This is a genomic window from Arthrobacter sp. JSM 101049 (assembly GCF_041679245.1).
Lineage (GTDB): Bacteria > Actinomycetota > Actinomycetes > Actinomycetales > Micrococcaceae > Arthrobacter_H.
This window is the reverse complement of sequence record NZ_JBGFFC010000002.1, coordinates 263,880-275,531: the sequence shown is the minus strand read 5'-3', so window position 1 is coordinate 275,531 and position 11,652 is coordinate 263,880. Positions and strand designations below refer to the sequence as shown.

Annotated in this window: 7 protein-coding genes and 2 tRNA genes; 7 read left to right on the top strand and 2 right to left on the bottom strand. The window is 66.6% G+C overall.

Annotated elements, in window-relative coordinates:
• Positions 1-127 precede the first annotated feature (127 nt).
• From AB8M85_RS06380 to AB8M85_RS06360, 5 genes are all read left to right on the top strand, one after another.
• The gene (locus AB8M85_RS06380) at positions 128-3,163 is read left to right on the top strand and encodes a UPF0182 family protein (RefSeq protein WP_372697942.1); all 3,036 of its coding nucleotides are present in this window, start codon (positions 128-130) and stop codon (positions 3,161-3,163) included.
• A gap of 139 nt (positions 3,164-3,302) precedes the next feature.
• Positions 3,303-3,376: transfer RNA gene (locus AB8M85_RS06375), tRNA-Met, on the top strand.
• Positions 3,377-3,519: 143 nt separating this feature from the next.
• Complete coding sequence (locus AB8M85_RS06370; protein ID WP_372697941.1) at positions 3,520-4,452, top strand: cytochrome b/b6 domain-containing protein; 933 nt, start codon at positions 3,520-3,522, stop codon at positions 4,450-4,452.
• Between the two features lie 58 nt (positions 4,453-4,510).
• Positions 4,511-5,647, top strand: coding sequence for an acyl-CoA dehydrogenase family protein (locus AB8M85_RS06365; RefSeq protein ID WP_372697940.1), 1,137 nt, complete (start codon positions 4,511-4,513; stop codon positions 5,645-5,647).
• A gap of 60 nt (positions 5,648-5,707) precedes the next feature.
• A tRNA-Met gene (locus AB8M85_RS06360) sits at positions 5,708-5,781 on the top strand.
• Positions 5,782-5,864: 83 nt separating this feature from the next.
• Here the strand turns inward: AB8M85_RS06360 and AB8M85_RS06355 are convergent.
• Positions 5,865-6,653 carry a PspA/IM30 family protein gene (locus AB8M85_RS06355; RefSeq protein WP_372697939.1) on the bottom strand — a complete coding sequence of 263 codons (789 nt, stop codon included), beginning with the start codon at positions 6,651-6,653 and terminating at the stop codon, positions 5,865-5,867.
• Positions 6,654-6,737: 84 nt separating this feature from the next.
• Positions 6,738-8,795, bottom strand: a complete 2,058-nt coding sequence (locus AB8M85_RS06350; protein ID WP_372697938.1) for a TPM domain-containing protein — start codon at positions 8,793-8,795, stop codon at positions 6,738-6,740.
• A 262-nt stretch (positions 8,796-9,057) separates the two neighbouring features.
• On the opposite strand from AB8M85_RS06350, the gene AB8M85_RS06345 reads away from it, so the two are divergent.
• Together AB8M85_RS06345 and AB8M85_RS06340 are read left to right on the top strand one after the other, a co-directional pair.
• Complete coding sequence (locus AB8M85_RS06345) at positions 9,058-10,530, top strand: S1C family serine protease (RefSeq protein ID WP_372697937.1); 1,473 nt, start codon at positions 9,058-9,060, stop codon at positions 10,528-10,530.
• Between the two features lie 287 nt (positions 10,531-10,817).
• Positions 10,818-11,636 carry an electron transfer flavoprotein subunit beta gene (locus tag AB8M85_RS06340; RefSeq protein WP_372697936.1) on the top strand — a complete coding sequence of 273 codons (819 nt, stop codon included), beginning with the start codon at positions 10,818-10,820 and terminating at the stop codon, positions 11,634-11,636.
• Positions 11,637-11,652 lie beyond the last annotated feature (16 nt).

The window sequence follows — 11,652 nt, the reverse complement described above, 5'->3', positions numbered from 1 at the left end:
CCGCCACCCTCGTGGTGGCCGTGGCACGGGCATTCGCGACTTGACCTCATGCAAGGCAGAATGGTTCCGTGGCCCCCTGTCCGATGCGGGGCGCGCAGTAGCTCGTTCTGACGATGAGGTTCAATAAGTGAGTTTCGGTCCTGACAACCCGTTCGGCCGGCGCCCCCAGGGGCCCGGAGGCGACGACGGCGGCGGCCAGCAGCGCCCCACTCCGGCCAGGAAGTCCTCGCCCCTGGTGCCGACGATCGTGGTGATCGGCATCCTGGTGGCGGCGTTCATCTTCTTCGCGAACATCTATGCCGATGTCCTCTGGTTCAACCAGATCGGCTACGGCCAGGTGTTCTGGACCGAGATGCTCACCAAGGTCGCCGTCTTCGTCGTGGCGTTCCTCGTGATGGCCGGTGCGATCTGGGCCAGCCTGCAGGTCGCGTTCAAGAGCAGGCCGGTCTATGCCCCGGACCTGCAGATGCCCGACAGCATCTCGCGCTACCAGGCACAGCTCGAGCCCATTCGCCGGCTGCTCATGTGGGGCATCCCGTTGGTCATCGGTGCCTTCGCCGCCACCGCGATCGCCTCCCAGTGGCAGACCATCCTCCTGTTCATCCACCAGGTTCCCTTCGGCGAGGTCGACCCGCAATTCCACAAGGACCTCTCGTTCTACATGAACTCGCTGCCGTTCTACGGACTGGTCGTCGGGTTCCTCATCAGCGTCGTGCTGATCGCCGGCATCGCCGGATTGCTGACCCACTACCTCTACGGCGGCATCCGGATCCAGGAACGCGGCGGCGTGAGCATTTCCCGCGCCGCCCGGCTGCACGTGAGCATTGCGGCCGCGCTGTTCCTGCTGCTGCAAGGCGCCAACTTCTGGCTGGACCGCTACAGCACCCTGGAGGACCAGGGCGGCCGGGTTGCCGGCGCCCTCTACACGGATGTCCATGCTGTCATCCCCACCAAGACCATCCTGGTGGTCGCGGCAGTCATCGTGGCAGTGCTTTTCGTGGTTGGTGCCATCATGGGCCGCTGGAAGCTCCCGCTCGTCGGCACGGCCGTCCTCGTCGTCACCGCATTGGTCGCCGGCGGCATCTACCCCATGCTGGTGCAGCAGTTCAAGGTGGTCCCCTCGGAGAAGACGCTTGAGCAGCCGTACATCCAGCGGAACATCGAGATGACGCGCAAGGCCTACGGGCTGGATGCCGTCAAGTCCAGCCCCTACAACGCCACGGTCAACACGGCCAAGAATGCGTTGGCCAAGGACAAGGCCACCACCACCAACATCCGCCTGCTGGATCCAAACCTGGTCTCCGACGCGTTTGCCCAGCTGCAGCAGTTCCGCACGTACTACCGGTTCGCCCCGACGCTGAACGTCGACCGCTACGAAATCGACGGCAAGACGGAGGACACCGTCATCGCCGTGCGCGAGCTGAACGTGGACCCGACCGACAGCTGGGTCAACCAGCATGTGACCTATACCCACGGCTACGGGGTCGTGGCCGCCTACGGTGCCAAGGTCGCTGCCGGCGGACGTCCCGATTTCATGCTCTCGGGCATCCCCAGCCACGGTGTGTTGGGCAACGACTCCACCTACGAGCCCCGCATCTACTTCGGGGAGTTCTCCCCGCAGTACTCCGTGGTTGGCGGTCCCGAGGATTGGGCGCCCCGCGAGCTGGACCGTCCCTCGGACCAGTCCGGCGAGGGCGATGCCAAGACCACCTTCCAAGGCGAAGGCGGCCCGAACGTGGGCAGCTTCTTCAACCGCCTGGTCTACTCCCTGAAGTTCAGCTCCACGGACCTGTTGCTCTCCGACGCCATCAACAGCGAATCCCAGATCCTCTATGACCGCGGCCCCAAGGAGCGTGTCCAGAAGGTCGCCCCGTACCTGACCGTGGATTCGAACGCCTACCCGGCGATCATCGACGGCCGCGTGAAATGGATCGTGGACGCCTACACCACCAACAGTTCCTTCCCGTATTCCACCGAGCAGCAGCTCGATACCGCGGTCCGCGATTCGCTCACCGCGGCGAACCGCACCAATGCCCTGTCCGGGAAGGTGAACTACATCCGCAACTCGGTCAAGGCAACGGTCGACGCTTACGACGGTTCCGTCGACCTGTATGCCTGGGAGCCGGACGAGCCGCTGCTGCAGGCCTGGCAGGAGGTCTTCCCGAGCACGGTCAAGCCGATCTCGGAGATCTCGGGTGAGTTGATGAGTCACGTGCGGTACCCGGAGGACCTGTTCAAGGTGCAGCGGACTCTGCTGGGGGAGTACCACGTGACCGACCCCGACGACTTCTACGAGTCAAACGATGCCTGGGCCGTCCCCAATGACCCGACGCAGCCCGATAACCAGGTTCCGCAGCCGCCGTACTACCTCTCGCTGCGCATGCCGAAGCAGGAATCGGAAACGTTCTCGTTGACCAGCACATTCATTCCCGCGACCAGTGCGGGCAGCGCGCAGCGCAACGTGCTCTACGGCTTCCTCTCGGCCGAAGCCGACGCCGGCGACAAGGCCGGGGTGAAGGCCGACGGGTACGGCACCCTGAGACTGCTGGAGTTGCCGCGCAACACCGTGGTTCCGGGGCCGGGCCAGGCCCAACAGAACTTCGACTCCAACACGACGGTTTCCACCCAGCTCAACCTGCTGCGCCAGGGCGCCTCCGAGGTGCTCAACGGAAACCTGCTCTCCTTGCCAGTCGGCGGCGGCATCCTGTACGTCCAGCCGGTCTACGTCCAGTCCACCGGCGAAACGTCCTACCCGACGCTGCGCAAGGTGCTCGTGTCCTTCGGCGACAAGGTCGGATTCGCCGACACCCTGTCCGAGGCGCTGGACCAGCTCTTCGACGGTTCGTCGGGAGCAGTAACCAACGAGGGCGACGGGAACAAGTCCGCGGACGAGCCCTCGGACGCGGCCCCGGCCAGCGCCGAACAGCAGCTCAAGGAGGCGCTCGCGGCAGCGGACGCCGCCATCAAGGCCGGCCAAGAGGCGCTCGCCAAGGGCGATTTCGCCGCCTACGGCAATGAGCAGAAGAAGCTCAGCGACGCCCTGAACAAGGCGTTGAATGCCGAAAGCGAGATCTCCGGTGATCCGGGCCAGGGCCAGCAGGCGCCCGAGAGCCCGGCGCCCGGCCAGGAGGAATCAGCTCCCGCCAGCGGATCGGACGGCTAGCCGCCGGAACGGCCCCGGAATGCCCGAGGGGGCGGATGCCGGGGACCCCGGGTGGCGGCGGTGCCACGCAGTGACCTGCGTGACACCGCCGCCCCTCGATTTGGGGTTCGGCCCGGAAGATGAGAGGCTTGTAGTACGACGCGGGGTGGAGCAGTTCGGTAGCTCGCCGGGCTCATAACCCGGAGGTCACAGGTTCAAATCCTGTCCCCGCAACGACGGAAAGGCCCCGGCCGATGGAAACATCGGCCGGGGCCTTTCGCATGTGCGGGTTCCATGCGAAATGCTTTGGCATCCTACTAAATGCTTGCAAGACCTAGTATTATCGTCAGCAGCATTCCCGTACGAGAGGACCACCGGTGAACCAGGACCGCACACCATCCGGATCGAGCCCCAGGCCCTGGCTGCGCCTTGGCCTATATGCGGCCGGGGCCGTCGTGGTCCTGGCCCTGGTGGTCCTCGGCGCCCGCTGGTACACCGGCACGGAGGCGGGCGCCGGTTTCCTGTCGGCCTACCCCGGAAGGGTGGCGCTTCCCGAGTCCGCCCCGGTCGGCCTGCCGGCGTGGCTTGGCTGGCAGCACTTCCTCAATGCCTTCTTCATCGTGCTGATCATCCAGACGGGGTGGAAGGTGCGGACGGTCCAGCGTCCCGCGGCACACTGGGTGCGGAAGAACAAGGGGCCCTTCAAGACGAAGAAGGCCCCGAAGCGCATCAGCCTGGACCTCTGGCTGCACCTGAGCCTGGATGTGCTGTGGGTGCTGAACGGGATCGTCTTCATCATCCTGCTCTTTTCCACCGGCCACTGGCGGCGCATCGTGCCCACCAGCTGGGACGTCCTCCCGAATGCCCTCTCGGCCGGCCTGCAATACGTGTCGCTGAACTGGCCATTGGAGAACGGGTGGGTCAACTACAACAGCCTGCAGTTGCTGACCTACTTCGTGACCGTGTTCATCGCGGCACCCCTGGCCATCATCACCGGCTTGCGGATGTCGTCGATCTGGCCGGCAAAGGCCAAGAAGCTGAACCGTCTCTACCCGATCGAAGCGGCTCGTGCCGTTCACTTCCCGGTAATGCTCTACTTCGTGTTGTTCGTGATCGTGCATGTGACGCTGGTGCTGGCGACGGGGGCCCTGCGGAACCTGAACCACATGTATGCCGCCCAGGACGGCCACGGCTGGATGGGGTTCATCCTCTTCGCCATCTCCGTCGTCGTCATGGTGGGGGCCGCGTTCCTGGCCCGCCCCATCTTCATTGGACCGGTCGCCTCCCTCACGGGCAAGGTGAGCCGCTGAGGATCCTCCCGGCCGCTTGCGCCGGGACCGTCAAGGCCCACGGGCCGAAAGGATAACGATGTACGAGCTCAACGACGAGCAGCAGGCCATGGTCGAGATGGTCAGGGAATTCGCGACCGAACAGATCGCCCCACACGCAGAGAGGTGGGATCAGGAGCACCACTTCCCGGTGGACGTCCTTCGCCAGGCCGGAGACCTGGGCATGGGCGGTATCTACGCCCGCGAGGAGTACGGAGGGTCCGGGCTCACCCGAAGCGATGCGGTCCTCATCTTCGAGGAACTGGCTCGTGCCTGTCCGACCATTGCCGCGTACATCTCCATCCACAACATGGTCGTCTGGATGATCGATGCCTTCGGTGACGACCGCCAGCGCGCACAATGGATCCCCGACATGGCCACCATGGAGGCGCTGGGCAGCTACTGCCTCACGGAGCCGGGCGCCGGCTCGGACGCGGCCGCGCTGACGACCCGTGCCGTCCGCGACGGCGACGAGTACGTGCTCAACGGGGTCAAGCAGTTCATCTCCGGCGCCGGTGCAGCCGGCTTCTACCTGGTGATGGCGCGCACGGCCGACACCGGCAGCCGGGGCATCTCCGCCATCGTCGTTCCCGCCGGCACCGAGGGGCTGGAATTCGGCGCCTTGGAGAAGAAGATGGGCTGGAACGCGCAACCGACCCGTCAGGTCATCTTCAACAACGCCAGGGTCCCCGTGGACAACCGGCTGGGCGGGGAAGGGGACGGCTTCGGGATCGCCATGAAAGGGCTCAACGGGGGGCGGCTGAACATCGGGGCCTGCTCGCTGGGCGGGGGCCAAACCGCCCTGGACAAATCCGCGGCGTACCTGAAAGAACGCCATGCATTTGGCGGGGCGCTGATCAACCAGCAGGCCCTGCTGTTTGAACTCGCGGACATGGAGACAAAGCTGGTCACCGCCCGGACCCTGTTGTGGCGGGCCGCAGCGGCCTTGGACGAAGGGGCCGGCGATGCCCTCAAGCTGTGCGCCATGGCCAAACGCGTGGCGACCGATGCGGGTTTCGAGACCGCCAACGCTGCCATCCAACTCCACGGCGGTTACGGCTACCTCAGCGAGTACGGTCTCGAAAAGATCGCCCGCGACCTGCGCGTGCACCAGATCCTCGAAGGCAGCAACGAGATCATGAGGCTGATCATCGGACGCATGATCGCGGAGAAGTAGCTCGAGCGCTCCGTCCGATTTTGGGTGCCCTGTACTTTCGTGTAGAGTCTTATCTCGCGACGCGGGGTGGAGCAGTTCGGTAGCTCGCCGGGCTCATAACCCGGAGGTCACAGGTTCAAATCCTGTCCCCGCAACGAGATGAAGGCCCCTGGCTAGGTGATCCACCTGGTCAGGGGCCTTCGGTTTATCCCGTCGGCTGCCCCAGGGACCGGCCGGCTCAGTAGCCGCTGCCGGTGGCCTCGGGGGAGTGGGTGGCGGTACCGCTGGTTGCGGAGCCGAGAGCGGCGTTCTGGCCCGAACCGGCCTTCAGCGCGGCTAGGCGTGCCTCGACCTCGGTTTGCTCGCCGAGGTCCTCGAGGGACTCGAACTGGGCGTCCAGGCTGGACGCGGCCAGTTCGGCTGCGCCTTGAACCCGGGCCTCCTCGCGGCGGACCTTTTCCTCGAATCGCGAGACCTCGCTCGTCGGATCCATGAGGTCGATGCTCTTCAGCGCGTCCTGGACCTGTGACTGTGCCTGCGTGGCCTTCGCCCGGGCCACGAGTTCATCGCGCTTTGAAACCAGTTCCTGGCGCTTGTGCTTCATCGCGGTCAGCCCGGACTTGAGCTTTTCGACGATTTCCTCCTGCGAGGCGATCGTCGGTTCGACGGACTTTGCCTCGCCTTCTGATTGCATCTGCCGCTGGATGGCGATCTTGGCGAGATTGTCGAACTTCGTGGCGTCCGACTCCTTGCCAGCGGAACGGAACTCATCGGCCTTGCGCGAAGCGGCAAGGGCCTTGTTGCCCCAGTCGCGCGCGTTTTCCCGGTCCTCCTGGTGGTCCTGCTGGAGCATGCGCAGGTTGCCGATGGTTTGGGCGACCGCTGTCTCCGCCTCGGCGATGTTGTTCGTATAGTCCCGCACCATCTGGTCCAGCATTTTTTGCGGGTCCTCGGCCGAATCGATCATGGAGTTGATGTTCGCCTTGGCGAGTTGGGCGATGCGCCCGAAAATTGACTGCTTGATCACGATGTCACCTTCCACTGGGTTTACTGGTTTTGGTCCTGCACCCGACGGCCGCGCCGCCGGAATTCTCGCGGAGGTCGAGGCGGCTCAGAAATTGCCGCCGCCGCCTCCTGCCCCGAATCCGCCTCCGCCTCCGCCGCCGCCGAATCCACCGAAGCCGCCGCCTCCGAAGACACCACCGCCGCCGCCCCCGCCGCCGCGCAGGATGGAGTCGATGAGGATGCCCCCGAGGATGGCACCCCCGAGCCCGTTTCCGCGGCCGTATCCGCCCCGGTACCCGCCACCGAAACCACCACCGTATCCGCCGTTGAACCCGTCGACGTCGGCTTCGGCCTGACGGGCCGCCTGGTCGGCCAACATCGAAGCCTGCTGGGCGAATTGAAGTGCCCGCACCGGCTCCGTTGGCGCGGCCCGCAGGGCCTCGTCCAGATGGCGTTGGGCCTCCGCGAGGCGGGTCCTGGCCGTCGCGCCGACGCCACCGCGCCGGGCCCGGATGAAGTCATCGGTGCCGTCGATCTTGCCCTGGGCGGTTCGCAGGGCGGACTGCAGCGACGCCGCGGCCCGTTCGGATCGCAGCTTTTGATCGCGGACCGAGTCCAGGGGGCCATCCAACGTCTCGCGTGCCCGGGACAACGTGGATAGCAGGGCGACCGGATCGAGCCGCTCGCCGGTGCGCGCTTCCTCGATCCGTCCAAGGGCATCCCGCAAGGAAGCGCTTGGGGCCGCAAGTTCGGGATGTTGGCCGCTGGCGGCCAGCGACGTGGCCTGGACCAGATCCTGGCGTGCTTCGGCGACCTGGTCCTGTAGCTCGCCGCTGGCGGTGTCGAGGACCGTTCCCGTCTTGGCGATGGCGGCGATCAGGACACGTGTCTGGTCCACTGCCTCCTCGCCTGCGCGGACCGCGATGGCCGCCTCTGCGGCGGCGGAAGTGGCGATTTTCTCCTGCGCCGTCCGCAGGGAGTCCTCGATGAAGTCGATGCGTTCACCGGCTTGTTCGATGTTGTCCCGAACCTGGACGAGCGCGGAATCCGCATAGCGGGCAGACAAGCCGGTCAGGGAGGAGCGGGCTGTTTCGAGATCCCTGCGCAGGGTGTCGACCTGGGTCTGCAGCGTTGCGGCAGCCTGCGGCGCGTTGCGCTCGAGCTCGCGCAGGGCGGCGAAGTCGTCCCGGTGTTCCTCCAGGGAGTCGTTCACCGCTTCGCACCGGTGGATGATGTCGCGTAGCCATTTGCGCTGGTCGGCTTCGGTATCGGGAATCGAATCGTCGAGCTGCTGTTGGAGCTTGAAGGACTCGTTCAGGTGTACCTTGGCGGTGGCCAGGTCCGCTGCGAACGGCTTGATGGACTCCTCGCCGAATTCGGCCTGGGCGAAGCCGAGCTCCTGTTCGCTGGAGCGGATGGCGTCGTCTGCCGCGATGAGCAGGGGCCCGGCCTTGAGCCGGAGGTCCTCGACGCTCATGGCGGCCAGCGGATCCTGCGGTCCCTCGGCTACCGGCTGGGGACGCCGTGCCGGGTTTCCTGCCTTCTTCTTCCGGCCGAGGGCCCACAACGTCCCGCCGCCGACGACAATGACCCCGCCGATGATCCACGGCGCGGCCGAGCCGCCCGAGGACGAGCGGGCTTCCCCGTCCCCGCCAGCCGGTCCGAGGTCGCCGTTGGCCGCGGCCTCGATGCCCTCAACGGCGTTCTCGGCGGCTGTGGCCCAGTCGTCGGAGGTAAGCGTGCTCGAGCGCAGGCCGGGGGTGATGTATTCCCGGGCGATGTCCGCATCGAACGGCGCGATCTCCCCGGAATCCGCAGACCTCAGGCGCAATTGCCGGGCCTCGGTGGCAATCGCGAGGATGCTGTCCGTCGGGCCCATGCCCTTCATCTCGGCGACTTCCTTGACCCAGGCGGTCATGTCCGAAGGGTCGGTGAACTCGTCAACGTAGATGACGTAGAGATTGAGCCCCTCACTCTGCTGCAGGTCGGTCACCGCTTCCTTCACGCGGTCGGCCTCGGCGCCGAGGACTCCTGCGGAATCCACCACGTACTGGCCCGGGGGGATGGACACGGGCGGTTCGGCGGAAGCGGGGCCTGCCACGAGCAGGATGGACATCAGCGCGAATCCGGCGGCCGCCGAAACGCGTCTGGCAATGGATCGCATGGATCACCCTTCGACGTCGGTGACGGCCGGACGGCAACGGTGGGGCGCTGGTCCAAGCGGACCGATGACCGATTGCCCACGGCCGTCGCCTTTGATTCTATTGGTATGGTTTGGGGTCGTCCACAACGGAGCCGGTGCGTCCCGGCCGACTTCCGGAGCCGCCTGGAGCGCTTACACAGGTTGCGCTCAGGCGGGGCATTTTCCCGACACAGCCCTCCTTGCCATAGTTGGAGTCAAGGAACCCCAGAAAGGACACCACGCCATGAGCGAGCAACGGAACACCTTCTCCAACGGACCGGTCGGCGGATCGACGGACGGAACCGGGCAAGCCAGCGACGGCCCGGGCGTCCCGCCCCGCCCGCAGAATCCGCCGCAGACCTCCAGCTTCCCGGCCGGCGCACCGGCCGGAGGCGCCGGGCAGCAGCCGCGGACCGCCGAGTACCCGGCGGCCGGCGCCTCACAAGGCGCCGGGGCCCCGACAGGCGGCGGCACCTACCCGCCGGGTGCATCCTTCGGCCCGGCGCCACGCCGCCAGCCGAAGCGCTTCGGGTCCACGACCCTGGTGGCCGGCATGGTCATCGCGGCACTGATCGGCGGCGGCAGCGCCGTCGGCGCCAACTACCTGCTCGATGGCTCCGGCCAGCCGGTGGCCTCGTCCACGCCGAACGGCGACGCCGTGGTCATCAACAACCCCGAGAAGGTCACCGCGGTCACCGCAGCTGCTGCCAAGGCCTCCCCGAGTGTCGTCACCGTCGAAGTCGACGGGCAACGGGAGGCGGGCTCCGGTTCCGGCATCATCCTGGACACCGAGGGGCACATCCTCACCAACACCCATGTCGTGACGTTGGGTGGGCAGGTGGCGGACCCGACCATCAGCGTGCGCACGAGCGACGGCAAGGTGCACACGGCCAAGGTCGTCGGGACTGACCCGCTCTCGGATCTGGCCGTCATCAAGATCGACGCCGAGGGCCTCCAACCTGCCACGCTGGGTTCTTCCGCAGACCTCAACGTCGGGGACGCGGCCATCGCCATCGGGGCGCCGCTGGGACTGAGCGGAACGGTCACCGACGGGATCATCTCCACCTTGAACCGCACGATCAGCGTGGCATCATCGGCCGTCCCGGACGACAAGACCTCCGACGGCGCCCCCGGTGACGGCAACCAGTTCAACTTCCAGTTCCCGGGCCAGCCGCAGCAACAGCAGCAACGCCAGGGCAACGGGTCGATCTACATCAACGTGATCCAGACCGATGCAGCCATCAACCATGGCAATTCCGGCGGCGCGCTGGTCAATGCCGCAGGCGAAATCGTCGGCGTGAACGTTGCCATCGCCTCGGCCGGCAGCTCCAACGGCGACGACAGCGGTTCCATCGGCGTCGGCTTCGCCATCCCGATCGACTATGCCAAGCGGATCGCCCACGACATCATCGACGACGGAAGTGCCAGCCACGGGCTGCTCGGCGTCACCGTCAAGGCGAAGGCCGCCGATTCGGGGACGCAGTTCAGCGTGGGGGCCGAGGTCCAGGAGGTTGTCGGCGGCTCCGCAGCCGACAAGGGCGGACTGAAGTCCGACGACGTCATCACGAAGGTCGACGACCGGGTGATCTCCGACAGCCAATCGCTGACCGCGGCCATCCTGGAGCACCCCGCAGGCAGCAAGGCCTCCATCTCCTACACCCGGGACGGCAAACAGGAGACCACCGAGGTCACGCTGGGTACCAAGCCGGCCGAGTAACCTCCTCGGTAAGTGCACCGGCCATTGGCCGGCGGTCCGCGACGGGCCGCCGGCCTTTGCCGTGCCGGGGAGCAGCACGGCGGGGCCCGGTCGCCGGGCGCCCGCCGTCGGCAGCGGCGCGCGGGGACCGACTAGGCTGAATCCGTGACCGGCATTCCCGGGCTGGCGGGTCGCACGGCCGGAGGATAGTCTTGGTTAATACTCATTAACTGGAATCTTGCGGGTCGTCCCGTGGAGCAGATGGTTCCGGCCGCAACGGGCCGGAGGAGTCAACCTGAAAGGCAAACATGAGCGTGGCAAGCGGAGGGCCCCTGAAGGTCCTGGTCCTGGTCAAACATGTCCCGGACGCGCAGTTCGAACGGCACCTGACCGGCGCCGACCACGGCATCGACCGTTCCGAGAGCATCCTGTCCGAACTGGATGAATACGCCATCGAGGCGGCCCTGCAGTTGGTCGAGGCCCGTGGCGGCGTCAAGGCCGGACACACGGTCACGGCGCTGACGATGGGGCCCGAGCGCGCGGCCGCCGCGGTGAAGAAGGCATTGCAGATGGGCGCCACCGACGGCGTGCACGTCACGGATCCGGCACTGGCAGGATCCGACGCGGCCGCGACCTCCCTGGTCCTGGCCAGCACGATCACGCACCTCGGAGGCTTCGACGTGGTCATCACCGGCATGGCCTCAACCGACGGCGAAACGTCCCTGGTTCCCGCGCAGCTGGCCGAACGCCTCGGCCTGGCGCAGCTGACGATGGTCTCCTCGCTCGCACTCGGCGACGACGGGGTGCTCACGGGACGCCGTGATTCGGACACGACGTCCACGACCTTGACGGCCCCCGCCCCGGCCATCGTCTCGGTCACCGACCAGGGTGAAGAACCGCGCTACCCCAATTTCAAGGGCATCATGGGCGCCAAGAAGAAGAAGACGGTGACGCTGTCGGTCGCCGACCTCGGACTGGAACCGTCCCAGGTCGGCGCCGCCGGCTCCTGGACACGCGTCGAGGAGGCCCAGCCGCGCCCGCCGCGCACCGCAGGCACCGTCATCACCGACGAGGGCGACGCCGGCGTGCAGCTGGTCGACTTCCTGGCCGGCAAGAAACTTCTCTAGGAGCTGAGACGATCAC